This is a genomic window from Pinisolibacter sp. DMC100 (assembly GCF_056313705.1).
Genome location: NZ_JBQUZT010000001.1, coordinates 313,316 through 338,359, shown reverse-complemented (window position 1 = coordinate 338,359; position 25,044 = coordinate 313,316). Strand labels below are relative to the sequence as shown.

19 protein-coding genes are annotated in these 25,044 nt (G+C 69.9%); 8 read left to right on the top strand and 11 right to left on the bottom strand.

Annotated elements, in window-relative coordinates; genetic code table 11:
• Positions 1-8: 8 nt before the first annotated feature.
• Genes ACT541_RS01640 through ACT541_RS01625 form a run of 4 tightly spaced genes read right to left on the bottom strand, consistent with a single transcriptional unit; the run spans position 9 to position 9,011 of the window.
• Positions 9-3,104: an efflux RND transporter permease subunit gene (locus ACT541_RS01640; protein WP_476133772.1), complete on the bottom strand. Its 3,096-nt coding sequence runs from the start codon at positions 3,102-3,104 to the stop codon at positions 9-11.
• Complete coding sequence (locus ACT541_RS01635) at positions 3,101-6,226, bottom strand: efflux RND transporter permease subunit (protein WP_476133770.1); 3,126 nt, start codon at positions 6,224-6,226, stop codon at positions 3,101-3,103. Before ACT541_RS01635 ends, ACT541_RS01640 begins: the two co-directional genes overlap by 4 nt.
• Entirely contained in the window at positions 6,223-7,563 is a 1,341-nt protein-coding gene (locus ACT541_RS01630) for an efflux RND transporter periplasmic adaptor subunit (RefSeq protein WP_476133769.1), read from the bottom strand. Before ACT541_RS01630 ends, ACT541_RS01635 begins: the two co-directional genes overlap by 4 nt.
• Positions 7,560-9,011 (bottom strand): efflux transporter outer membrane subunit, encoded by a 1,452-nt coding sequence (locus tag ACT541_RS01625; RefSeq protein ID WP_476133767.1) that lies wholly within the window; start codon positions 9,009-9,011, stop codon positions 7,560-7,562. Before ACT541_RS01625 ends, ACT541_RS01630 begins: the two co-directional genes overlap by 4 nt.
• Before the next feature lie 521 nt (positions 9,012-9,532).
• Here ACT541_RS01625 and acs point away from each other — a divergent pair.
• Both acs and ACT541_RS01615 read left to right on the top strand, forming a co-directional pair.
• The gene (acs, locus tag ACT541_RS01620) at positions 9,533-11,473 is read left to right on the top strand and encodes an acetate--CoA ligase (RefSeq protein ID WP_476133766.1); all 1,941 of its coding nucleotides are present in this window, start codon (positions 9,533-9,535) and stop codon (positions 11,471-11,473) included.
• A gap of 224 nt (positions 11,474-11,697) precedes the next feature.
• Positions 11,698-12,210 carry a L,D-transpeptidase gene (locus tag ACT541_RS01615; protein ID WP_476133764.1) on the top strand — a complete coding sequence of 171 codons (513 nt, stop codon included), beginning with the start codon at positions 11,698-11,700 and terminating at the stop codon, positions 12,208-12,210.
• 79 nt (positions 12,211-12,289) lie between these two features.
• On the opposite strand, the gene ACT541_RS01610 is transcribed toward ACT541_RS01615, so the two are convergent.
• A complete protein-coding gene (locus ACT541_RS01610) occupies positions 12,290-12,493 on the bottom strand; it encodes a hypothetical protein (RefSeq protein WP_476133762.1) in 204 nt (67 codons plus the stop codon).
• Between the two features lie 112 nt (positions 12,494-12,605).
• On the bottom strand, positions 12,606-13,004 hold the full coding sequence (locus ACT541_RS01605; protein ID WP_476133760.1) for a hypothetical protein: 399 nt from the start codon (positions 13,002-13,004) through the stop codon (positions 12,606-12,608).
• Here ACT541_RS01605 and ACT541_RS01600 point away from each other — a divergent pair.
• The 3 genes from ACT541_RS01600 to ACT541_RS01590 are packed head-to-tail and all read left to right on the top strand — an operon-like array spanning position 13,003 to position 17,728.
• Positions 13,003-13,551, top strand: a complete 549-nt coding sequence (locus ACT541_RS01600; RefSeq protein WP_476133759.1) for an O-acetyl-ADP-ribose deacetylase — start codon at positions 13,003-13,005, stop codon at positions 13,549-13,551. The two genes, ACT541_RS01605 and ACT541_RS01600, sit on opposite strands and share 2 nt — an antisense overlap.
• Positions 13,548-14,663, top strand: coding sequence for an efflux RND transporter periplasmic adaptor subunit (locus ACT541_RS01595; RefSeq protein ID WP_476133757.1), 1,116 nt, complete (start codon positions 13,548-13,550; stop codon positions 14,661-14,663). The genes ACT541_RS01600 and ACT541_RS01595 overlap by 4 nt, the downstream gene beginning before the upstream one ends.
• Complete coding sequence (locus tag ACT541_RS01590; protein WP_476133756.1) at positions 14,660-17,728, top strand: efflux RND transporter permease subunit; 3,069 nt, start codon at positions 14,660-14,662, stop codon at positions 17,726-17,728. Before ACT541_RS01595 ends, ACT541_RS01590 begins: the two co-directional genes overlap by 4 nt.
• A 184-nt stretch (positions 17,729-17,912) precedes the next feature.
• Here the strand turns inward: ACT541_RS01590 and ACT541_RS01585 are convergent, their stop codons facing one another.
• From ACT541_RS01585 to ACT541_RS01570, 4 genes are all read right to left on the bottom strand, one after another.
• Positions 17,913-18,161 carry a LuxR C-terminal-related transcriptional regulator gene (locus tag ACT541_RS01585; RefSeq protein ID WP_476133755.1) on the bottom strand — a complete coding sequence of 83 codons (249 nt, stop codon included), beginning with the start codon at positions 18,159-18,161 and terminating at the stop codon, positions 17,913-17,915.
• Positions 18,162-18,635: 474 nt separating this feature from the next.
• Positions 18,636-19,355, bottom strand: a complete 720-nt coding sequence (locus ACT541_RS01580) for a glutamine amidotransferase (RefSeq protein ID WP_476133753.1) — start codon at positions 19,353-19,355, stop codon at positions 18,636-18,638.
• Positions 19,352-19,849 carry a tellurite resistance TerB family protein gene (locus ACT541_RS01575; RefSeq protein ID WP_476133751.1) on the bottom strand — a complete coding sequence of 166 codons (498 nt, stop codon included), beginning with the start codon at positions 19,847-19,849 and terminating at the stop codon, positions 19,352-19,354. The genes ACT541_RS01580 and ACT541_RS01575 overlap by 4 nt, the downstream gene beginning before the upstream one ends.
• 77 nt (positions 19,850-19,926) lie before the next feature.
• Complete coding sequence (locus ACT541_RS01570; protein ID WP_476133750.1) at positions 19,927-22,200, bottom strand: glycoside hydrolase family 3 N-terminal domain-containing protein; 2,274 nt, start codon at positions 22,198-22,200, stop codon at positions 19,927-19,929.
• Positions 22,201-22,347: 147 nt separating this feature from the next.
• Between ACT541_RS01570 and ACT541_RS01565 the strand changes: the two genes are divergently transcribed.
• Entirely contained in the window at positions 22,348-22,728 is a 381-nt protein-coding gene (locus ACT541_RS01565; RefSeq protein WP_476133749.1) for a DUF2794 domain-containing protein, read from the top strand.
• Positions 22,729-22,732: 4 nt separating this feature from the next.
• Here ACT541_RS01565 and ACT541_RS01560 read toward each other — a convergent pair whose 3' ends face one another.
• On the bottom strand, positions 22,733-23,500 hold the full coding sequence (locus ACT541_RS01560; protein WP_476133748.1) for a DUF1223 domain-containing protein: 768 nt from the start codon (positions 23,498-23,500) through the stop codon (positions 22,733-22,735).
• Positions 23,501-23,690: 190 nt separating this feature from the next.
• Between ACT541_RS01560 and ccmA the strand changes: the two genes are divergently transcribed.
• Together ccmA and ccmB are read left to right on the top strand one after the other, a co-directional pair.
• A complete protein-coding gene (gene ccmA / locus ACT541_RS01555; RefSeq protein ID WP_476133746.1) occupies positions 23,691-24,326 on the top strand; it encodes a heme ABC exporter ATP-binding protein CcmA in 636 nt (211 codons plus the stop codon).
• On the top strand, positions 24,323-24,991 hold the full coding sequence (gene ccmB, locus ACT541_RS01550; protein WP_476133744.1) for a heme exporter protein CcmB: 669 nt from the start codon (positions 24,323-24,325) through the stop codon (positions 24,989-24,991). Before ccmA ends, ccmB begins: the two co-directional genes overlap by 4 nt.
• The last annotated feature ends 53 nt before the right edge of the window (positions 24,992-25,044 follow it).

Genomic DNA, 25,044 nt, shown 5'->3' with positions numbered 1-25,044 from the left:
ATACCCCCTCACTCCGCCGTTGCCAAGCGTTCGCGCCGGCGGCGCCACCACGACGAGGCCCGGTCCATCAGCAGCCAGACGGCGGGCGTGGTGTAGAGGGTGAGGAGCTGCGAGACGAAGAGACCGCCGACGATGGTGACGCCGAGCGGCCGGCGCAGCTCCGCCCCCGCGCCCGTCGCCACCACCAGCGGCAGGGCGCCGAGGAGGGCGGCGAGGGTCGTCATCAGGATCGGCCGGAAGCGCTCGGCGGCCGCCGCGCGGATCGCCTCGAGCGAGGAGACGCCGTCGTCGCGCATCACCTGCAGCGCGTGGTCGACGAGCAGGATGCCGTTCTTCTTGACGATGCCGATCAAGAGAATGATGCCGATGATGCCGACGAGATCGAGCTGCATGCCGAACATCCAAAGGGCCGAGAGCGCCCCGAGACCGGCCGGCGGCAGGGTCGAGATGATGGTCAGCGGGTGGATCAGGCTCTCGTAGAGCACGCCGAGGATGATGTAGACGACGACCAGCGCCGTCAGCACCAGCACCCAGGTCGACGAGCCCGACTTGGCGAGTTCCTTGGCGTCGCCGGCGAATTCGGCGCGCAGCGTGTCGGGCGGATGCAGACCCTCCCACACCGACTTCACGGTGGCGTTGCCCTCGTCGGCGGTGACGCCGTCGAGCAGCGACCAGGTGACGGTGATCGCCGGGAAGGCGCCCTGATGGTTGACGGCGAGCGGTGAGGTCTGCCGTTCGACCCGGGCCAGTGCCGAGAGCGGCACCTGGGTACCGTCGGAGGCCGAAACCCAGAGATCCGACAGATCGCCGGGATCGCGCGCCCGGTCGGGATCGATCTCGATCACCACCTTGTACTGGTTGCGATTGCCCCAGATGGTCGAGATCTGCCGCTGCGAGAAGGCCGACGACAGCGCCGCGTCGATGTCCTTCACCGCCACGCCCAGCCGGGCGGCGGCGACGCGGTCGATCACCATGCGCGCCTCGAGCCCCGGCGCCTGCCGGTCGGACGAGACGTCGGCCAGACCCGGCGTCTTGGAGAGCGCGGCGACCACCTTCGGGGCCCATTCGACGATCTGGTCGAGGTCGGGGCCCCACAGGGTGAACTGATAGGGCGACTTGCCCTGCCGCCCGCCGGCGCGCAGGTCCTGCATCGGGAACATGAAGACGCGGATGTCGGCGAGGTCGGCGAATTGGCGCCTGAGCCGGTCGATCACCCGTCGCGCCGGCTCGCCGCCCTCCTTGACCGACTTCAGCGAGATGAACATGCGGCCCTGGTTGACCTGTGCCCCGCCCGGTCCGGTACCGCCGGAGATCGACGAGGCGACGCCGACCACCATCGGATCCTTCATCACCCGGTCGGTCGCCGCCCGTTGCAGCGTCGACATGCGCGGGAAGGAGACGTCCGGATTGCCCTCGGTGAAGGCGAAGACCAGGCTGGTGTCGTCTTCCGGCACCATGCCCTTGGGCAGGGTGACGAAGAACCACACCGTCGCCGCCACGGTGAGCATTGCCACCAGCACCATCCACCAGGGGCGGAGCAGCACGCGGTCGAGGCTCCGTCCATAGACCGCGACGACCCTTGCCGTGACCGCCTCGGCCACCCGCTCCAGGCGATTGGGCGGCGCCGGACGGATCAGCCGGCCGCACACCATGGGCGTGACCGTCAGTGTCACCACCGTCGAGATGGCGATGGCGAAGGTCATGGTGAAGGAGAACTCGGCGAAGAACATGCCGACGATGCCGCCGGTGAACATCAGCGGAATGAAGGCGGCGATCAGCGACAGGCCGATGGCCACCACCGTGAAGGCGATCCGCCGCGACCCCTCGATCGCCGCGTCGAGCGGTGCGAGGCCTTCGGCGCGACGGCGATGGATGGATTCGATCATCACGATCGCGTCGTCGACGACGAAGCCGACGGCGATGGTCAGCGCCATCAGCGACAGATTGTCGATCGAGAAGCCGACGATCCACATCGCCACGAAGGTGCCGCAGAGCGCCAGCGGCACGGTGATGCCGGCGGCGAAGGTCGGGGTGAAGCGGCCGAGGAAGGCCACCACCACGCCCATCACCAGAATCATCGAGATCACCAGCGTCTTCTGCGTGTCGGCGACCGAGGCGCGGATCGTCGTCGTCCGGTCGGAGACGGTGGAGATCTCGAGCCCGGCCGGAATGCGGCTCTTCAGATCTTCGACCGCCTTCTTCACCCGATCGACCGTGGTGATGACGTTGGCGTCGACCTGGCGGGTGATCATCAGGAGGACCGCCGGCTTGGCGCCGAACCAGCCGACCGAACGGGTGTTGCGCACCCCGGTCGTCACCTCGGCGATGTCGGCGAGGCGGACGATCCGGTCGCCCGCCACGCGTACGACGATCTTGGCGAATTCCTCGGGCTTCGACAGCGCGTCGTTGGTGGTGATGACCTCGAAGCCGCGGTCGCCCTGGAGCCCGCCGGTCGCCTTGCGCACGTTGGCCCCGGCGATCGCCGCCCTGACCGCCTCGATGCCGAGACCGGCCGACGCCATCCGCGCCGAATCGAGGCGGACGCGAATGGCCGGCTGCTCGCCGCCGGCGACCGAGACGTCGGCGACGCCTTCGACCTGCGACAATGTCTGGACGATGGTCGTGTCGGCGACGTCGTAGATCTCGGCCGGCGACATCGTGTCCGAGGTCAGGGCGAGGATCAGCACCGGCATCGCCGCCGGGTTCATCTTGCGCACCACGGGTGCGGAGTTGAGATCGCTCGGCAGATCCGCCGCCGCGGCGTTGATCGCCGCCTGGACGTCGCGCGCCGCGCCGTCGACCTTGCGCGACGGGTCGAACTGCACGGTGATGCCGGTCGAGCCGAAGGTCGAGGTCGAGGTGAGTTCGCTCACCCCGGCAATGGCGCCGATCGAGCGTTCGAGCGGGGCGGCGACGCTCGCCGCCATGGTGGCGGGATCGGCGCCCGGCCGGTTCACCGAAATGCGGATGGTCGGCAGATCGATCGCCGGCAGGCTCGCCACCGGCAGCTGGCTCCAGGCCACCAGCCCGAGCACCAGGAGGCCCAGCGCCAGAAGCGTGGTGCCGACCGGTCGCCGGACGAAGGGGGCCGAGATGTCGATCACCGCGCCGCCTCCTCCGCCTCGCCCGCCGCCGCCCCCGGCGGCCGTGCGAAACCGAGCCGCGCCCGGATCCGCTCGACCGCGAGATAGACGACCGGCGTCGTGTAGAGCGTCAGGAGCTGCGACAGCAGCAGGCCGCCGATGATGGTCACGCCGAGCGGTACCCGCAGCTCCGAGCCGGTTCCGTGGGCGAAGGCCAGCGGTACCGCGCCGAGCAGGGCGGCGAGCGTCGTCATCATGATCGGCCGGAAGCGCAGGCGGCAGGCCTCGACGATCGCCTCGTGCGGCGGCAGTCCGCGCTCGCGCTCGGCGACGATGGCGAAGTCGATCATCATGATCGCGTTCTTCTTGACGATGCCCATCAGCAGCACGATGCCGATCAGTGCGACGATCGACAGTTCGAGCCCGGTCACCCGCAGGGCGATCAGCGCGCCGACGCCGGCGGACGGCAGGGTCGTCAGAATGGTCAGCGGATGGGCGAAGCTCTCGTAGAGCACGCCGAGCACGACGTAGATCGTCGCCACCGCCGCCAGGATCAGCCAGGGTTGCGAGGCGAGCGAGCGGGCGAACTCGGCCGCATCGGCATCCGCCCGACCGATCACGCCGCTGTCGCCGAGACCGGCGCGGATCTGGTCGATGGCGTCGAGACAGGCGTCGAGCGACCAGCCCGGCGCCGGATCGAAGGAGAGCGTCGCCGCCGGGAACTGGTCGACGCGGGCGATCGAGAGCGGCGCCGTGCGCCGTTCGATCCGCGCCACCGCCCCGAGCGGTACCTGCCCGCCGCCGGTCGCGCCGACCCGGATGCGGTCGATCACCGAGGCATCGGTGCCGCCGGCGAGATCCGCCTCGAGGATGACGCGATACTGGTTGGTCTGGGCATAGATGGTCGAGACGCGACGCTGGGCGAAGGCGTCCTGCAGCGCATCGTCGATCGCCGAGACCGAGACGCCGAGCCGTCCGGCGCGTTCGCGGTCGATCTCGACGTGGATCGCCTGCCCGTCGTCGCGGGTCTCGAGCGTGACGTGGGCGAATTCCGGCCGCCCGGCGAGCGCCTCGACCAACGCGTCGGCCTCGTGCGACACCGCGGCGGCCGAGGTGCCGGTCAGCGTGTACTGATACTGCGAGCGCGACGAACGGGTGCCGATGCGGACGTCCTGCACCGGCTGGACGTGGACCGCCGCGCCCGGCACCGTCTCACCGATCCGCCGGAGCCGGACCGCGACGTCGTCGGCGCTGGCGGAGCGTTCGTCGCGCGGCTTCAGGTCGACGGTCAGACGCGCGGTGTTGCCGGTGGCGTTGAGGCCGCCGATGCCGACGACGGAGACCACGCCGGCGACGTCCGGGTCGGCCGAGAAGGCCTGTGTGACGCGCTCCTGCAACCGCGTCATCTCGGCGAAGGAGGCCTGCGGCGCGCCTTCCAGCACCACCGAGATCAGGCCGGTGTCCTGCCCCGGCAGGAAGCCCTTGGGGCTGGCGACATAGAGGAGCGCGGTGGCGGCGAGGGAGGCCGCGGTGAGGCCGAGCATCAGCCGTCCGTGTGCCAGCGCCCAGCCGAGCGAGGCCTCGTAGCCGCGCGCCATCGCCTCGATCGGCGCCTCGGCGATCGCCAGCACACGGCCGAGCACCGAGCGCTCGTCGGTCTCCTCGCCCTTCTTCAGCAGGCGCGAGCACATCATCGGCGTCAGCGTCAGCGACACGATGGCCGAGACGACGACGGCGATCGACAGCGTCAGCGCGAATTCGCGAAACATGCGGCCGACGAGGCCGGTCATGAACAGCAGCGGAATGAAGACGGCGATCAGCGACAGGGTCAGCGACACGACGGTGAAGCCGATCTCGCCGGCGCCCTCGCGCGCCGCCTGCAGTGCCGAGAGCCCGCCGTCGCGCCGTCGCACGATGTTCTCGATCATGACGATCGCATCGTCGACGACGAAGCCGGTGCCGATGGTCAGCGCCATCAGCGACAGATTGTCGAGGCTGAAGCCCGCCGCCCACATCACCGCGAAGGTCGCGACGATCGACAAGGGCAGCGTCACCGCCGCGATGATCGTCGCGCGGACCGAGCGCAGGAAGAGGAGGACCACCATCACCACCAGCGCGCAGGACAGCACCAGCGTGAACTCGACGTCGGCGATCGAGGCGCGGATCGTCGTGGTGCGGTCGTGCACCACCTCGAGCCCGACCCCGGCCGGCATCGAGCGGGCGAGGCGCGGCACTTCCTTCATCAATCGGTCGACGGTCTCGACGATGTTGGCGCCCGGCTGCTTCTGGATGTCGAGCACGACGGCGCGGCGGCCCTTGTACCAGCCGCCGACGAAGGCATCCTCGAGCCCCTCCTCGATGGTGGCGACGTCGGAGAGCAGCACCGGCGTGCCGTTCTTCTTGGCGACGACGACGCGGCCGAAGTCGGCGGGCGTGGTGATCTGGTCGTTGGCGCCGATCGACCACGACTGGCGCGGTCCGTCGAGCGCGCCCTTGGAGCCGGCGAGATTGGCGGCGGCGATCGCCGTGCGCACGTCGGCGAGCGACAGGCCGAAACTCGCCAGTCGCTCGAAGTCCGCCTTGACCCTGAGCGCCGGGCGCACGCCGCCGGCGATCGAGACGCGACCGACGCCGGAGATCTCGGACAGGCGTTGCGAGATCAGCGTGTCGGCGAGGTCGGAGAGCTGGCGCAGCGGCGCGGTTTCGGAGGTCAGCGCCAGCGTCAGGATCGGCGTGTCGGCCGGATTGACCTTGGAATAGACCGGCGGATAGGGCAGGTCGGTCGGCAGCGTCGCCGCCGCGGCGTTGATCGCCGCCTGCACGTCCTGCGCCGCCGCGTCGATGTCGCGGTCGAGGGCGAACTGCAGCGTGATCCGCGACAGGCCGTAGGAACTCTCCGACGTCATCACCGACATCGAGGCGATCTGGCCGAACTGCCGCTCGAGTGGCGCCGTCACCACCGCGCCGGTGGTCGCGGAATCGGCGCCGGGGAGCCGCGTCGTCACCTCGATGGTCGGGAAGTCGACCTGCGGCAGCGACGAGACCGGCAGTTTCCAGAAGCCGAGCACGCCCATGACCAGAAGCGCCGCCGCGAGCAGCGACGTCGCGATCGGTCGGGCGATGAACGGCGAGGAGACGCTCATGGCTTCGGTCCGGCACCCGGCGCGGCAGGCGCCTGCGAGGGGCCGGGCGCCGGGGGCGTCCGAGACGAACCGTTTGCCGCCGGCGCTCCGGCGGCACCTTGCGGCCGCTTCGGCGCATCGGCCGGTTTGGCGGCGGCGTCGGGCGAGGCTTCGGCGTCGACCCGGACGGCGGCGCCGTCGGTGAGCCGGGCGAAGCCGGTGGTCACGACGCGTTCGCCGTCGGCGAGGCCCTCGGCGATCACCGCGCGCGTCTCGTCCTGACGGCGCACCGTGACCATCCGCCGCTTCACCTTGTCGTCGTCGCCGACGACATAGACCCAGGCCCCGTCGGCGGCGCGCTGGACCGCGGCGGAGGGGATGGTCGGCACCGCCTTCATCGTCGAGACGGCGACACGGAGATCGACGAACTGGCCCGGCCACAGCCGCGTCTCGGTGTTGGGCAGGCTCGCCTTGAGCTTCACCGTGCCGGTCGTGGTGTCGACCTGGTTGTCGATCACCGTGACGACGCCGGTCTCCACCGTCGACTTGCGGTCGGAGCCGACCACGGTCACCGGAACGTCGCCGCGTGCCTTGGCGGCGAGCAGCGCCGGCAGTTCGCGGCTGGGTACCGTGAAGACGACCGAGATCGGGTGGATGCGGGCGATCGAGACGAGGCCGGTCGTGTCCGAGGTCGAGACGATGTTGCCGACGTCGACCACGCGGACGCCGGTGCGTCCGGCGATCGGCGCCCTGACCTGGGTATGGTCGAGATCGATCCGGGCGGCGTCCATCACCGCCTTGTCGACCCGCGTCTGCGCCTCGAGCTTGGCGACCGAAGTGCGCTGCTGGTCGGCCTGCTGGCGCGAGCCGGCCTCGGACTTGGCGAGCCGCTCGTAGCGCTCGAGATCGGCGCGGGCATTGGCGAGATCGGCGAGGTCCTGATCGCGTTTCGCGCTCGCCTGATCGAAGGTCGCCTGATAGGCGGCGGGATCGATCACCGCGAGCACGTCGCCCTCGGCGACCTCCTGGCCTTCCTTGAAGCGCACTTCGAGCAGACGGCCGGAGACCTGGGCGCGCACCGTCACCATGGCATCCGCCTGGACCGTGCCGATACCCTCGACGAAGAGATCGACGTCCTCGCGCGCCACCTTCGCCGCCAGGACCGGCACCGGGCCGTCGCTGCGCATGCCGGCGCGGCGGTTGCCGGCGGGCGGGGCGCCGCCGGGCGGGCCGGGCGGCAGGCTCTCGCCCACCTGCGCCGGCTGGCCGCGGAAGAAGGGAAGCTTGCCGCTCCAGCCGAGCACCGCCACCACCACGACGGCGGCCGCTCCCAGAAGCAGGATCCGATTGCGCGTCATCGCGTCGCTCCGTCGGCGGCGATCACCGCCCCTGTCTTCGACCAGCCGCCGCCCAGCGCACCGGCGAGCGTCGCCGCCGCCCGGAGGCGGGCGAGGCGGACGCCGATCAGCGTCTGTTCGGCCTGGAACAGCGTGCGTTCGGCCTCGAGCACGCTGGTGACGTCGATCGTGCCTTCCGACAGCCGCTCCTCGGTCAGCTTCTGCGCCTTGCGCGCGGCCGCGACCACGGCGCGCTGCAGCTGTTCGTGGCGGCGGTTCTGTTCGATCGCGACGAGGGCGTTCTCGACGTCGGCATAGGCCTGATACACCGTGGTGCGATAGGTCGCGACCAGCTCGGCATGCCGCGCCGTCGCCCCGTCGAGCGCCGCGCCACGGGCGCCCGCGTCGAAGATCGGCGCCGTCAGGCCCGCCGCCACCTGCGAGGCGACCGCGTCGGGCCGCATCAGATTCTTGAGGAAGGCCGAGGCGAGGCCGGTCGACCCGGTCAGCGAGAATTCCGGCAGGAAGGCCGCCCGCGCCGCGTCGACGTTGGCCGCCTGCGCCTCGAGCGAGGCCTCGGCCGAGGCGATGTCGGGCCGGCGCGCCATCAGTCGCGACGGCACCCCGGCCGGTACGCTCGGCACGGTGACGGCCGAGACGCTCGAAACCTTCGGCTCCAGTGCCTCGGGCATCCGCCCCGTCAGCACGACGAGCGCGTTCTTGGTCTGCCGCGCGGTGATCTCGAGATCCGGGATCGCCGCGCGCTGGCTGGCGACGAGGCTCTCCTGCTGGGCGATGTCGAGCGCCGTCGCGGTGCCGACCTCGAGCCGGCGGCGATAGATGGAGAGTGTCCGCTCCGCCGTCGCCACGCTCTCGCGGGCGATTCGGATCTGCTCGCGGGCCGCACCGACGCGGAGCCAGGCGTCGACCACCGCCGTGGCGGTGGTGAGGCGCACCGCGTCGCGTTCGATCGCCGCCGCCCGCACGCTCGCTTCCTTGGAAGCCGCCAGCGCCCGCAGACGGCCGGAAATGTCGAGGGTCCACGAGCCCGAGAGCCCGAGCTGGTAGCTGTCGGAGACGCTCGCGCGGAACGGCGGCGACCACGCCGAGCGCGTCCCCGGCGTCACCGTGCGGCCGGCCTGGGCGGTTCCGTCGACGCTCGGCGCGAGATCGGCCCGGCTCGACGCCAGTTCGGCCTCGGCCTGGGTGATCCGTTGGCGTGCCGCCTCGATGTCGAGACCGTCGCGATCGGCCAGCGCCACCAGCGCCTCGAGCTCGCGGGAGCCGAAGCCCCGGACCCAGTCGGAGCCGATCTCCGCCGTCGCCTTCCCCCCGCCGGCTTCCCAGCGGGCGGGGGCTTCGACCGTCAGGTCGGGTGTCGTCGGCGTCTCGCCGCAGGCGGCGAGCGTCGTCAGCAGAGCCGCGGCCACGGCGCTCCGTATCGCCGTGCGCTCCAGCGCACGCGGCATCGCGGCAGGCGTCTTCGGATCGGGCGTCGTCGTTTCTGGCATCGCGGCGAGACCCTAGCCGGCTGCCGTCACGCCAACAAATGAAATTCCCTTCATGCGGGCGCTCCGGCCGTGCGATCCCGCGGGGGCGATGCCGTTTCGCGACACTGCCGGTCGCGGCGCCCCGAATTCTTGCTGCACCGCAATATTGCCGTTGCCCAATACGTCAACGCGAGGCATTCGAGCGCCGCCCTTCGTCGGCGCACGAAACGAGCCGCAGTAGAGAGCCGCGAATCCGTCGTCGGCATCGCGAGGCTGACCCCCGACCGAGGTCGATGAGACTATCTTCCGACGCGCTGCACTGGCGAAACACGGGCTTTTCGGGGCCGATCTCGACCAAAGTCTGCCGCCACCCTCGTAGACGCACGGATGGGATGACGCATAATGCCGGCCGGGAGAAGGGGAGGACAACTCGTCGCACCCGCGTGCGCGGCCGTCCGACCCCCGAAACAAGAGATCGAAATCCAAGGGAGGTTCAATCCATGTCCGACAACGTGTATCCGGTGCCCGGCGCGATCGCTGCCGCCGCGCTCGTCGACGACGCCAAGTACAAGGCGATGTACGAGCAGTCGGTGAAGGATCCCGAAGGGTTCTGGGGCGAGCAGGGCAAGCGTCTCGACTGGTCGAAGCCCTACACCAAGGTGAAGAACACGACCTACGACCCGCACAACGTGTCGATCAAGTGGTACGAGGACGGCGAGCTCAACGTCTCCTACAACTGCGTCGATCGTCATGCCGCCGCCACGCCGGACAAGGTCGCGATCATCTGGGAAGGCGACGATCCGAACGACGACAAGAAGATCACCTACGGCCAGCTGAAGGACGAGGTCTCCAAGTTCGCCAACGTGCTCAAGGCGCATGGCGTTCAGAAGGGCGACCGCGTCACCATCTACCTGCCGATGATCCCGGAAGCGGCCTATGCGATGCTCGCCTGCGCCCGCGTCGGCGCCGTCCATTCGATCGTCTTCGGCGGCTTCTCGCCGGACAGCCTCGCCGGCCGCATCGAGGACTGCGACAGCAAGGTCGTGATCTGCGCCGACGAGGGTCTGCGCGGCGGCCGCAAGGTGCCGCTGAAGGCCAACGTCGATGCCGCCTGCGCCAATCTGCCGGGCGTGAAGTCGGTGCTGGTGGTGCGCCGCACCGGCGGTGCCGTCGAGATGAAGGCCGGCCGCGACTTCTACTACGACGACGAGGCCGCCAAGGTCTCGACCGACTGCCCGCCCACCCCGATGAACGCCGAAGATCCGCTGTTCATCCTCTACACCTCGGGTTCGACCGGCAAGCCGAAGGGCGTGCAGCACTGCACCGGTGGCTATCTCGTCTACGCCTCGATGACGCATCAGTACGTCTTCGACTACAAGCCGGGCGAGATCTACTGGTGCACCGCGGACGTGGGTTGGGTCACCGGCCACAGCTACATCGTCTACGGTCCGCTCGCCAACGGCGCCACCTCGCTGATGTTCGAGGGTATCCCGACCTACCCGACCGCCTCGCGCTTCTGGGACGTCGTCGACAAGCACAAGGTCAACATCTTCTACACCGCGCCGACCGCCATCCGCTCGCTGATGGGCGCCGGCGAGGAGCTGGTGAAGAAGACCTCGCGCAAGTCGCTGCGCATCCTCGGTTCGGTCGGCGAGCCGATCAATCCGGAAGCCTGGATCTGGTACCACCGCGTGGTCGGCGACGAGCGTTGCCCGATCGTCGACACCTGGTGGCAGACCGAGACCGGCGGCATCCTGATCACCCCGCTGCCGGGCGCCACCGCCCTGAAGCCGGGTTCGGCCACCCGTCCGTTCTTCGGCATCCAGCCGGCGATCGTCGACGCCGAAGGCAACATCCTCGAGGGCGCGACCGAGGGCAACCTCGTCATCACCGACTCGTGGCCGGGCCAGATGCGCACCGTGTTCGGCGATCACGAGCGCTTCGTGCAGACCTACTTCTCGACCTACAAGGGCATGTACTTCACCGGCGACGGCTGCCGCCGCGACGCCGACGGCTACTACTGGATCACCGGCCGCGTCGACGACGTCATCAACGTCTCGGGCCATCGCATGGGTACGGCGGAAGTCGAGTCGGCGCTGGTCGCCCACCCGAAGGTCGCCGAGGCCGCGGTCGTCGGCTATCCGCACGACCTCAAGGGCCAGGGCATCTACGCCTACGTCACGCTGATGACCGGCGAGGAGCCGACCGAGGCGCTGCGCAAGGAGCTGGTCGCCTGGGTCCGCAAGGAGATCGGCCCGATCGCCTCGCCCGACCTGATCCAGTTCTCGCCGGGCCTGCCGAAGACCCGTTCGGGCAAGATCATGCGCCGCATCCTGCGCAAGATCGCCGAGGACAGCTTCGACAGTCTGGGCGACACCTCGACGCTCGCCGATCCGACCGTCGTCGACGATCTCATCGAGAACCGTCAGAACCGCCACTGACCCTGGCGGCAAGGGAGCGACGCGAGGGCCCCGGAGCGATCCGGGGCCCTTCGTCTTTGCCGGTCTCGCCATCCCTCATGGTTTACGAAGTCCTGCCGCGACCTCGAGACTTCGCGTGTCTTTCCAAGGATTCGTAAACCGTAGATTCTTCCGAAAATTCAACACGTCTCTGGCAAGACTCGCCCATCGTCGATCGCTCGACGGGATGAGGGGAGTATTGCGTGATGAAATCATCGAAGATGCTGGGGGCCGTCGTCGCTTCCGCCTTCGCGCTGTCCGCCTTCGCGGCGTCGGGCGCGAGTGCGCGCGAGCTGGTCGCCGTGGAGGGCGGCTTCCAGGCCGGGACGATCGTGGTCAAGACCTCCGAGCGCCGCCTCTACTACATGCTCGGCGGTGGTCAGGCCGTGCGCTACACGGTCGCCGTCGGCCGTCCGGGCAAGGAGTGGGAAGGTCAGACCCACGTCGCCCGCAAGGAAGTGAATCCGATCTGGGGTCCGCCGGCCGAGGTCAAGCGCGACAAGCCGTCCCTGCCCGATCTGGTGCCGCCCGGCCCGAACAACCCGCTCGGACCGCGCGCCATGGTGCTCGCCCACGGCCAATACGCCATCCACGGCACCAATCGCCGCGATTCGATCGGTACGCGGGCCTCCTACGGCTGCATCCGCATGTTCAACGAGGACGTCGTCGAGCTGTTCGACCGCGTCGCCGTCGGCACGCCGGTCGTCGTCCTGCGCTGATCGCCGCGACCGGACCGAAGACGCGAAAGGGGCGGGCTTCCGATCGGAGGCCCGCCCCTTCGCATGCGTCTTCCGCGTCTCACATGCCCTTGGTCAGGGCCAGGATCTTCTTGGCGACCACGACCGAGGCCGGAATGGCGATCACGAAGCCGACCAGCGAGAAGATCGGCAGCATCTTCATCGCATTGCCCTGGAGCGCGGGCACCGTCAGCGTCAGGGTGAGCGCGATGCCGGCGAAGACGGTTCCCAGCATGATCCAGACGAGCACGGCGATCTTGAACATTCGGGCATCCTCCGAAACCAGACGAAGCCGTCGGCGGCTTCGAGAACAAGGCACCCCACGTGCCTCCCTCGTCTTGGTTGGGCGAAGTCGAGCCGTCGCGCTTTGATCGAGATCAACGCCGTCCGAGGCCGGAATTCGCCGCGAATTCAGCCGAACCGGCGACGAATAGTAATCGTCGCGACGTCGCGCGCGTCTCGATCGGATCGATGCCGGAAAACTCGGATGTCGGCTCGATCTTTTCAGATCTCGCCGTGTCCACGCCTGCATCCGAAATTCTTCGATGTTCGATGAAGCTTTTCGAGATCGTCGCCTCGACGCGGCGGGGCGGTGCGCGCGCCGATCGACGACGTCGCGGGCATCCTTCAATGCTGACGCCGGGTCGTCGGGGCGTGCGGGACGTCGTCGACCCGTGCGGCGCGACGAATTGCCACTTTTTTCGCGCCCCACCCTCGACCGGAGGCCGGTGCACCCTTAAGTGTCGGACGGTCGTCCGACGAGGGGTGATGCGCATGATCCTCCGCCACGAGCGCCTGATCGAAGGCGCACGCTTCGAAGTGCTGGTCGCCGACATCACGACGCTCGCCGTCGACGCGATCGTCAATGCCGCCAACACCTCGCTGCTCGGCGGCGGCGGTGTCGACGGGGCGATCCACCGGGCCGCCGGACCCGGCCTCCTCGCCGAATGCCGCACCCTCGGCGGTTGCCCGACCGGCGAGGCCCGCATCACCGCCGGCCATCGCCTGCCGGCCGCCCACGTGATCCACACCGTCGGTCCGATCTGGCGCGGCGGCGGCGAGGGCGAGGCGGACCTGCTCGCCTCCGCCTATCGCAGTTCGATGGCGCTGGCGCGCGATCACGGCCTCGCGTCGATCGCCTTCCCGGCGATCTCGACCGGCGTCTACGCCTATCCGGTCCAGGCGGCGGCCGAAATCGCCGTCCGAACGGTCCGCGACGAACGTCACGGTTTCGAGACGCTGCGCGTGATCTTCTGTTGTTTCTCGGAAGCGGCGGCCGCTCGGCACGTCGAAGCGCTCGCGCGCCTGCCGGAGGTTCCATGACGTCCCTGCTCTCCCGCCTCGCCGCTCCGTTCGCCCGCCTGCGTCGACTGCCACTCAACCGGATCGCCGCCGCCGGCGTGCTCGCGGCGATGCTCGGCTGGATCTTCCTCGGCCATTTCGGCACCGCCGATTCGCGCAAGCCCGCGCCGCGCGAGGCGGGCCAGGTCGCCGAGACCGCGCGCCGAGTCGGTGTCGTTTCCTCGCGGGTCACCGAATATGCCCGCCTGTTGGTCGTCTCCGGCCGGACCGAGGCCAACAAGACCGTCGCCGTCACCACCCGCGGCCCCGGCATCGTCGAGGACCTGCCGGTCCCCAAGGGCTCCGACGTCGCCGCCGGCACGGTGATCGCCCGCCTCGCCGACGAGGGGCGCGCCGCCGCCCTGCGGCAGGCGGAAGCCCTCTTCGAACAGCGCAAGGCCGAATGGGAGGCCGCGAGCCGCCTGTCGGCGACCGGCGCCGGCCCGCGCCTCAATCTCGGCTCGTCCAAGGCCGCGGTCGATGCCGCCGCCGCGGCGCTCGAACTCGCCCGCGTCGAGGTCGACAAGAAGACGCTGACGACACCGATCGCCGGCATCGTCGACCAGATCCCGGTCGAACGCGGTCAGGCGATCGCCGACGGCAAGCTGGTCGCCACCGTCCTGGCGCTCGATCCGATCGTCGTCGCCGGCGAGGTGTCGGAACGCGCCGTCGGCCGCGTCGCCCTCGGCGCGCCGGCCGAGGTGCGTCTCGTCTCGGGCAAGACCGTGACCGGCAAGGTCAGCTACGTCTCGCGCGCCGCCGCCGAGAAGACCCGCACCTACCGCGTCGAGGTCGAGGCGGCGAACCCGGGCAACGCCATCGCCTCCGGCCTCACCGCCGAGATCGTGCTCACCTCGGCGAAGCTGCCGGCGACCCGCCTGCCGCGTTCGGTGCTGAGCCTCGCCGACGACGGCGCCATCGGCGTGCGCGTGGTGACGCCGGGCGACACCGTCGCGTTCCGCCGCATCGAGATCCTCGACGACACGCCCGACGGCCTGTGGCTCGCCGGCATCGAGCCGACCGACCGCGTCATCGTGGCCGGTCAGGAGTTCGTCAAGACCGGCGACAAGGTCCGGGCGGAGAGCGTCGAATGAACCCGGTCGACACCGCCGTCCGCAACTGGCGGCTGACGCTGGTCTGCCTGATCTTCACGCTGATCGCGGGCAGCTTCGCCTATGTCTCGATCCCCAAGGAGGCGGAGCCCGACGTCCGCATCCCGATCGTCTACGTCCAGCTCACGCTGCGCGGCATCTCGCCGGAGGACAGCGAGCGCCTGCTCTTGCGCCCGGTCGAGACCAAGCTGAAGTCGGTCACCAACGTCAAGGAGATGCGGAGCCAGGCCTACGAGGGCGGCGGCTTCGTCCTGCTCGAGTTCAACGCCGGCTTCGACAGCGCCGCTGCCCTCGCCGACGTGCGCGCCAAGGTCGACGACGCCAAGCGCGATCTGCCGTCTGCCGCCGACCAGCCCGCGGTGCACGAGGTCAACCTGTCGCTCTTCCCGATCCTCGTCGTGACGGTGTCGGGCGATGCGCCGGAACGCACGCTGACGCGGCTCGCCCGCGAACTCCGGCAGGCGATCGAGCAGGTGCCGGGCGTGCTCTCCGCCGATCTGCAGGGCGCGCGCGACGACCTCGTCGAGATCGTCGTCGACCCGATGCTGCTCGAGAGCTACGGCGTCTCGCTCGATCAGTTGCTGGCGGTCGCCAACGGCTCCAACCAGCTCGTCGCCGCCGGCACGCTGGAGGGCGACCAGGGGCGTTACGCCGTCAAGGTGCCGTCGCTGATCGAAGGGCTCGCCGACATCGCCGATCTGCCGATCGTCGCCGGATCGAACGCCGTCGTCCGCGCGCTCGAGGTCGCCTCGGTCAAGCGCACCTTCAAGGACGCCACCTCGATCACCCGCATCGACGGCCGCCCGGCGATCGCCATCGAAGTGGTCAAGCGCACCGGCGCCAACCTGATCGAGACCGTCGACGCGGTGAAATGGGTCGCCGGCCAGTTCGCCGCCAAGTTGCCGGAAGGCGTCCACGTCGGCTTCTCGCAGGACAAGTCGACCGACATCCGCCGTCTGCTCGACGATCTGCAGAATTCGGTGCTGATCGCCGTGCTGCTGGTCTTCGTCGTCATCCTGTGGTCGCTCGGCTTCCGCGCCTCGACGATGATCGGCCTCGCCATCCCGACGTCGTTCCTGCTCGGCATCCTGTGGCTGTCGCTCGCCGGGCTGACGGTCAACATCGTCGTGCTGTTCTCGCTGATCCTCGCCGTCGGCATGCTGGTCGACGACGCCATCATCGTCGCCGAATTCGCCGAGCGGCGGATGGAGGAGGGGATGGCTCCGGAGGCGGCCTATCGGCTCGCCGCCCGCCGCATGGCGGGGCCGGTCTTCGCCGCGACCGCCACCCGCGTCGCCGCCTTCTCGCCGCTCCTGTTCTGGCCGGGCGTCGTCGGCGAGTTCATGAAGTACATGCCGATCACGCTGATCGCGACGCTGTCGGCATCGCTGATCTTCTCGCTGATCTTCACGCCGACGCTCGGTTCGCTGTTCGGCCGGCCGCCGAAGCACGAGGTGACGAAGAAGGACGGCTGGTACATGGCGCTGGTCACCCGCGCCGTCGATCATCCCAAGACCGTGCTGTCGCTCGCCGTGGTGCTGCTGGTGCTGGTGCCGCAGGTCTACGGCCGGGTCGGCAGCGGCGTGATCTTCTTCCCCGAGGTCGAACCCGACTACGGCCTCGTTCATGTCCATGCCCGCGGCAATCTCTCGCTCTTCGAGAAGAACCTCGCCGTCGCCGCGGTCGAGAAGCGGCTGCTCGACATGCCCGAGCTGAAGCGGGTCTACACCCGCGTCGGCGAGCAGCGCGGTGGTGCCGGCGACGTCGCCGAGGACGTGGTCGGCGTCATCCAGTTCGAGATGGTCGACTGGCGCGAGCGCCGACCCGCCAAGGACGTGCTCGACGACATCCGCGCCCGTACCGCCGACATGCCCGGCCTCGAGGTCGAGCCGCGCAAGCCGCAGGCCGGTCCCCCGACCGGCAAGCCGATCCAGGTGCAGCTCTCCGCCTCCGACCCCGACAGCCTGCCGGCCGCCGCGGCCAAGGTCGCGGCGATGCTGGCGCGCCATTCCGAGATCGTCGACATCGACGACGCCCGGCCGATCCCCGGCATCGACTGGCGGCTCGAGGTCAAGCGCTCGGAGGCCGCCAAATACGGCGTCTCGGTCGGCACCGTCGGCTCGGCCGTCCAGCTCGTCACCAACGGGCTGAAGCTGACCGAATATCGCCCCTCCGACACGACCGATTCGGTCGACATCGTGCTGCGCTTCCCGCCGGAGCGCCGCACGCTCGCCACCCTCGACGAGCTGCGCATCAACTCGCCGGTCGGCGCCGTGCCGATCGGCAACGTGATGGAGCGCAAACCCGCCCAGCGCGTCGGCCGGCTCACCCGCGTCGACGGCGAGCGCGTCCTCACCGTCTCGGCCAACCTGCGCGAGGGCGTCCAGGCCGCCGACGTTCAGGGGGCGGTGACGAAGGAGCTCTCGACCCTCGATCTCGGCCCCGGCGTCCGCTTCAAGCTGAAGGGCGAGGACGAGGAACGTCGCAAGGCCTCCGCCTTCCTCGGCAAGGCCTTCGGCACGGCGATCTTCCTGATCTTCGCGGTGCTGCTCGCCCAGTTCGGCCGCTTCACCTCGGTCGGGCTGGTGCTGTCGGCGGTGGTCTTCTCGACCATCGGCGTCTTCCTCGGCCTGATGGCGGAGGGGCTCGCCTTCTCGGTGGTGATGAGCGGCATCGGCATCATCGCGCTCGCCGGCGTCGTCGTGAACAACAACATCGTGCTGATCGACACGTTCGACCGGCTGATGGACGAGGGCTGGGACAAGCGTGCCGCGGCGCTCGAGACCTGCCGCGAGCGTGCCCGGCCGGTGGTGCTGACGGCCGTCACCGCCATCCTCGGCGTGTTGCCGATCGCCTTCGGCGTCAATCCCGACCTGCTCCTGCACGAGACGACGATCGGTGCGCCCTCGACCCAGTGGTGGATCCACCTGTCGAACGCCATCGTCTTCGGCCTGGCCTTCGCCACCGTGTTGACGCTGGTCGTGACGCCCTCGGCGCTGATGGTCGTCACCCGACGGCGCAAGCGCGTCGATCCGGTCGCGGCTTGAGGCCGGGCAGCCCGCAAAGGCGCACTTGCTCTGTTCGGCTTCACCCTGAGGTGCGAGCGTCAGCGAGCCTCGAAGGGCGAAGCCACGACGGGCCGTGCCACACGGCCCTTCGTGGCTCACGAGGCCCGACTACGTCGGGCACCTCAGCATGAAGGGCCTCCGCATGGAGCTGGCAGTCGGACGATCAGAGGATCACGCCGCGGCGAATGCCTTCGGCCACCGCCTGGGTGCGGTTGACGGCGCCGAGCTTGCGGGTGGCCGAGGCGATGTAGCCGTCGGCGGTCGCCCGCGACAGGCGCAGGATCGCGGCGATTTCCCACGAGGTCTTGCCCGCCGCCGTCCACTGCAGGCACTCGCGTTCGCGCGGCGACAGGGGCGTGATCGCCACCGCCTCGCGGTCGATCGCGTCGATCATGTCGCGTGCACTCTGCATGCGGTTCATCGGCGTTTCGTGTCCCTCGGCGTCACGGCGGATCGCGCGACGGCTGAGGTACTGGAATACTACCCGCTTGCCGTGCGTCTCGGACGATAGACGACGGCGACCTCGCGTCAATTCGACGAAGCGCGAGGGCGTCACGACGGGGGCCGCGCCGCGTGACGCCCCAAGCGATTCCGCCTGCTCCGGATTTCGTGATCGACGTCGAAATTTCGTCCCAATTCGGTCAAGCGCGAGCCACGTTGGGCCGTCAGATTGCAATCATCGCAGCGGACGGTTTCGACCTTGGTGACGAACCGCCACCCCGAGCCCCCCCAATCCCCCCGGCCGTTCGTCGGGTGCCAGGGTGGAGCCGTCCGCGAGCGGCCCTGAAGCGAGATCCGTTCCCCCCTGAGATCCGCGATACGATACGGTACGATCGACCCCGTCGCCCTTCCCCCCGGGCGGCGGGGTCTTCGTTTTCCGAGGGTCTCAGCCCTGCGGCTCGGACTTCGGATCGAGCCAGAGATCGAGGAAGCGCTCCGCCCACAGCCGCATCTGACGATCGTGCTGATCGTGGCCGTCGAAGTGCTGGCGCCGCGTCTGGACGCCGGGGCCGATCATCCGGTCGAGCGCGCGGACGGTCCAGCGATGCATCATCGCCAGCGTCACTTCCGGGTGGAACTGGATGCCGTAGGCGCGGCGGCCGACGCCGATCGCCTGATGCGGAAAGCGTTCGCCGGTGGCGAGCAGCCGCGCGTCGGCCGGTACCTGGAAGCCCTCGCGATGCCACTGGTAGACCGCGGTCGGCCAGCGCGACATCATCGTGCGCCCCTCGCTCGTCGGCTTCAGCTGGAACCAGCCGACCTCGAGATCGCCGCGCGGGTGGCTCTCCACCTGCCCGCCGAGATGGCGCACCATCATCTGCGCCCCGAGGCACACGCCGAGGAAGGGCTTCTCCTCCTTCAGCGGCACGCCGATCCAGTCGATCTCGCGGCGGATCCACTCCTCGTCGTCGTTGGCGCTCATCGGGCCGCCGAAGATCACCGCCCCGGCATGGCCGGCGAGCGTCTTCGGTAGCGGGTCGCCGAAACGCGGGCGACGGATGTCGAGCCGGTGGCCACGGCGTTCCAGAATCTGGCCGATCCGTCCGGGCGAGGACGCCTCCTGGTGCAGGACGATCAGGACGGGCAGACGCGGGTCGTCGTTCACGGCGCCCCCTCGGCCGTCGGTGGTGTCGCCTCGACCGCCGCCTCCAATTCGGCCTGGACTTCCTTGCGCAGCGCCGTGCGTTCGTGGCTGGGCACGCCGAGGAGATCGGCGATGCGCCAGACCACGTTGTCCTCGAACTCGTGCACCTCGCCGTCGGCGAAGGCGAGCTTCCACAGCGAGGTCACGATCGCGCGGCGTTCGGTGATGTCGAGCGTGCGCTCCAGTCCGGCGGTGAAGCTCTGCAGCGCCGCGCTCTCGAGCTCGCGCATCCGCCCGGCCTCGGCGATCTCGTGCGCCGCGTCCGGCGCGAGCCCGTAGCGCTCCGCCAGTTCCTCGAGCAGCCGCGCCCGTTCGGTCGGACTGACCGCGCCGTCGACGGCCACGACGTGGCTCATCAGTGCCGCCACCGCCACACGCGGGTCATCGGCCGCGAAGGTGCTGTCGGGCTCGCGCGCGACGAGGTCGGAGAGGACGCGTTTCAACGTGTCGAACATGGGCGGCCGATCGGCGAAGAGGGTGTCGTCGACCGACTATCGCAGATGTTTCCGGCCCTTGCCAATCGCGACGAGGGTCACGGTGCCTTCGCCGCGGCGACCGCCTCGAAGGCCGCGTCGAGCGCGACCGCCGACGATCCGCCCATGCCGACCTCGAACCGTCCCGGCTCGACCAGATACCGGCCGTCGCGGTCGTGGAAGCCGAGATCGGCGACCGGCACCGCGATCGCCACCCGTTTCGCCTCGCCCGGCGCGAGGTCGACCTTCGCGATGCCCTTCAGCTGCCTGACCGGCCGCGACATCGAGGCGACGGGATCGTGGACGTAGAGCTGGACGATCTCCCGCCCCGGCCGCTTGCCGGTGTTGGTCACCGTCACCTCCGCCGTCAGCGTGCCGTCGAGGGGAACCTGCGTCGCCGAGAGCCGCAGGTCCGAATAGGCGAAGCGCGCGTAGGAGAGGCCGAAGCCGAAGGGCAGGAGCGGCGTCACCTCCTCGTCCATGTAGCGCGAGGCGAGATCGTCGCCCGGCGACCACGGCCGGCCGGTCGGCAGCACGTCGTAGGCGATCGGGATCTGCCCGACCGCCCGCGGCAGGCTCATCGGCAGGCGGCCCGAGGGATTGTTGGCGCCGATCAGCGTGTCGACGAGCGCCGGCCCGCCCATCGTGCCGGGCGAGAAGACATAGAGCGCCGCAGCCGCCTTCGGCAGCGCCTCCGTCATCACCATGGCGCGGCCGGCGAGGACCACCAGCACCACCGGCTTGCCGGTCGCCGACAGGCGGTCGAGCAGTTCCTGCTGATGTCCGATCAGGCCGAGACGGGTGCGCGAGGTCGATTCCGCCGTCATGTACCAGGGCTCGCCGAGCACCGCGATCACCACGTCGGCCTCGCGCACGGCGGCTTCCGCCGCCGCGAAGCCGTCGGTCGTCTTGCAGGCGTCGTCGCAGCCGGCGACGAAGGAGACCGTGGAGCCCGCCGCGCCGAAGCGCCTCGTCAGGTCGTCGAGGAAGGAGGGCACGTCGTCCCGGGTCGCCATGGCGCCCCAGGCGCCCATGAAGTCGCCGGCATCCGCCGCCGCGCCGCCGACCAACACCACCTTCTTCGGCGGATGATCGAGCGGCAGCAGATCGCCGTCGTTCTTCAGGAGCACGATCGAGCGTCGTGCCGCCTCGCGTGCCGTCTCGCGCTGGGCGGTCGTCGCCGACTTCGCCGCGGTCGTCGCCGGATCGACGTCGGGGCGTGTGCCGGGGGGCTCGAACAGGCCGAGGCGGAACTTCACCCGCAGCACCCGGCGCACCGCCTCGTCGATCCGCGTCATCGGCACCCGACCGGAGGCGATCAGCCCCGGTAGTTGCTCGGGATAGAGGCCGCTCGCCATGTCGACGTCGATACCCGCCGTGACGGCCTTGAACGCCGCCTCGGTGCGGTCGGCGGCGACGCCGTGCGGCAGCAGCTCGCGGATCGCGTCCCAGTCGGAGACCACGATGCCGTCGAAGCCCCAATCGCGGCGCAGGAGATCGGTCAGCATGAAGCGGTCGGCCGTCACCGGCACGCCGTTCAGCACCGAGAAGGCCGCCATCACCATCTGGGCGCCGGCCGAAAGACCGGCGCGGAAGGGCGGCAGATAGGAATCGTGCAGCGTCGGGGTCGAGAGATCGGCCTCCGAATAGTCCTTGCCGGCCCGCACCGCGCCGTAGCCGACGAAGTGCTTCAGCGTCGCCGCGACGCCGCCGGAGGCGAGGCCCTTCACCATCCGCGCGGCGAAGACCTGCGCCAGATGGACGTCCTCGCCGGGTCCCTCGACGACGCGGCCCCAGCGCGGGTCGCGCGACAGGTCGACCATCGGCCCGAGCACCATGTGGAGGCCGGCGGCCGCCGATTCCTCGCCGGTCACCCGGCCTGCCGCCTCGATCACGTCGCCGTCGAAGGTGGCGGCGAGGCCGAGCGGCACCGGCATCAGCGTGCGATAGCCGTGGATCGCGTCGCGGGCGAAGATCAGCGGAATGCCGAGCCGCGAGGCGCGGGCGAGCTTCTGGTAGTGCGTCATGGCGTCGGGGATGTCGATGCTCGACACGATGCCGACGCGACCCGCCGTGATCGCGGTCTCGTCGAAGTCCTTGTCCCAGCCGCCGAGATACATCTGGCCGATCTTCTCCTCGAGCGTCATGCGCGCGAGGAGACCGTCGATCCGCGTCTCGATCTCGGCCGGCGACAGGCTCGACCGACCGGAGGTCGGTGCCGCGACGAGGGCGTCGCGGACGGGCGTCGCCGGGATTTCGGCCGCGACCGGCGCGGCGACGAGAAGGACGGCGGCGAACGCGGCGGCGAGGCGGGCGGAGAGAAGAGCGGCCATGATGTCCTGTCGGCGATGGGATCGGCCGGGAGAGTGGCGAGCCGCGCGCGTCCCGTCAAATGCCCCCGAGGGCGGCAGGTCACCGTCTTGTCATCCGGCGCCGCCTCGCACATCCTGATCCCATGCGATCCGGCAGAAGGAGACGCCATGGACGATGGACAGCCGCAGGCCGCGTCCGCCACGGAATTCGGCGCCGCCGTCGTCGACTTCCCCGGCCGCGGCGGCAAGCGCGACGTGACCTTCGATCGGCGCGAACTGATGGCCATCCTCAACGTCTACGGCCGGATGGTGGCGGCCGGCGAGTGGCGCGACTACGCCATCGACCACCTGCCCGATCGTGCCGTCTTCTCGGTCTTCCGCCGCACCGCCGAGGCGCCGCTCCACCGCATCGTCAAGGATCCGAAGCTCGCCGCCCGCCAGGGCGCGTGGTCGGTCACCGACGGTCACGGCCGCATCCTGAAGCGCGGCCACGAGCTCGAGCGGGTTCTGGCGGTGCTGGAGAAGAAGCCACGGCTGGTGGACGGCTGACCCCTCAGCTCGCCGACAGGGTCGAACAGGCGCGTGCGCCGAGGATCGGGCCGGGCAGTCCGTCCTTCTCCAGCTGGACCAGCACGGCGCAGCCGAGATTGGGGTCGGCCGGTGTCTCCTGCCGCGGCAGTTCGAGGGTCAGTTCCTGCCCCTTCCACATGCCGATCGGTAGGATGGCGCGCACCAGATGGGCATAGGTCAGTGTCCGCCCGGTGTTCTCGCCCCGCCCGATCGCCACCGAACGGGAATGGTCGTAGCGCACCAGCAGCACGGTCGCATGGACCGGTTCGCCCGACTTGATCGTCGGCAGATGGACCCTGATCGCCTCGGCGGTCGATTCCACGTCGACCGTCACGGCGAGGTCGTGGCGGATCTCCGAGCCGAGGGAGATCTCGCGGCGGATTCTCTCGCGGTCGGAGCCGACCACCTGGATCCGGCCGTTGACCACCACCTGCGGCGTGAAGACGTCGCGATCGCCGCGCCGGCCGGCATAGCCCTTCTGGCGCAGCGTGAACTCCGGCTTGGCGGCGGTGTCCTTCCAGCCCATGTAGTCCCAATAGTCGACGGCGTAGGACAGCGCGACGACGTCGTTCTCGTGCGCCAGTTCCGACAGGAAGGCGTCGGCGGGCGGGCAGTTGGCACAGCCCTGGCTGGTGAAGAGTTCGACGACGGCGATCGGCCGCGCCGAGGGCGAGGTCTCGCCCGCATGTCCGGCGCTCGCTGCCGCCGCCAGACCGGCGATCGCCGCCGCGAATTGAATGATCCTGCCCACCGAACGCCTGCTCTCTGTCGATCGGCCCACCCGTGATTCGACGATAGGGAGCCCCACCCCGCCTCGCCAGTCAATTCCGGGTGAGACCGACGCGAGGTCGGGGAAGCCCCGCCGTTGCCGCGGGGCGGGGGATGCCCTAGGAAGGAAACCCCGCGGCCGAGACCGGCCGCACCTCCAGGAGAGCGCCCGCATGGCCGCACCCGTCGTCCGTCTCGAGGGCGAGAAGCTGACGCTCGACCGCGGCGGCCGTCGCGTGCTCGCCGATCTCTCCTTCGAGGCGCGCGCCGGCGTCGCTCTGGTGGTGACGGGTTCGAACGGCGCCGGCAAGTCGACGCTGCTGCGGCTGATCGCCGGTCTGCTGCGTCCGGTCGCGGGCGAGATGCGGATCGAGGGCGGCGACGCCGAGCTGACCATCCCGCAGCAGTGCCACTATTTCGGCCATCAGGACGCGCTGAAGAACCAGCTGTCGGTGCGCGAGAACCTCGCCTTCTGGCGCGACTTCTCCGGTGTCGCCGGCGAGAGCGTGCTCGATGCGCTCGATCGGGTCGGCCTCGCCCGACTGATCGACCTGCCGGCCGCCTATCTCTCGGCGGGCCAGCGCCGCCGCCTCGCCTTCGCCCGGCTTCTCGTCACGAAGCGGCCGATCTGGCTCCTCGACGAACCGACCTCGGCACTCGACGCGGCTTCCGAGACGCGGTTGATCGAGATCGTCGGCGAGCATCTCGACGCCGGCGGCCTCGTCGTCGCGGCGACCCATCTCACCCTGCCGTTCCCCCGGATGGAGGGGATCCGGCTCGGACCGGCGATCGTGGGAGCGGCCGCATGAACGCGCTCCTCGCCCTCTTCGGCCGCGAATGGAAGATCGCGACTCGCGTCGGCGGCGGTGCGCTGATGGGGGCGCTGTTCTTCCTGATCGTCGTCACGGTGGTGCCTTTCGGCGTCGGCCCCGATCTCAATCTGCTTTCGCGCATCGGTCCGGCGATCCTGTGGATCGGCGCGCTGCTGGCGACGCTGCTGTCGCTCGACCGGCTGTTCCAGGTCGATCGCGACGACGGCGGCCTCGACCTGATCCTGATGGGCGAGACGCCGCTCGAGCTGGTGATCCTGGTCAAGTGCCTCGCCCACTGGGCGGCGACCGGCCTGCCGCTGGTGATCGCCTCGCCGCTCCTCGCCGTCTTCATGAACATGGAGCCGGAGGCGATCGCCGCGACCACGCTGACGCTGCTGGTCGGCACCCCGGCGCTGACCTTCACCGGCGCCATCGGCGCGGCGCTGACCGTCACCCTGAAGCGCGGCGGCCTGCTGCTCGCCATCCTCGTGTTGCCGCTGACCGTGCCGGTGATGATCTTCGGCGTCTCCTCGGCGACGGCGGTGCTCTACGGCACCATGCCGTTCACCACGCCTTTCTCGATCCTCTCCGCCCTCGGCCTCTTCGCCCTGGTGCTCGGTCCGGTCGCCGGCGCAGCCGCGCTGCGCCACATGGGAGAATGACGCAGCCGCGCTGCGCCACATGGGAGAGTGAGGGCAGGGCGCCGTGCCGGGGA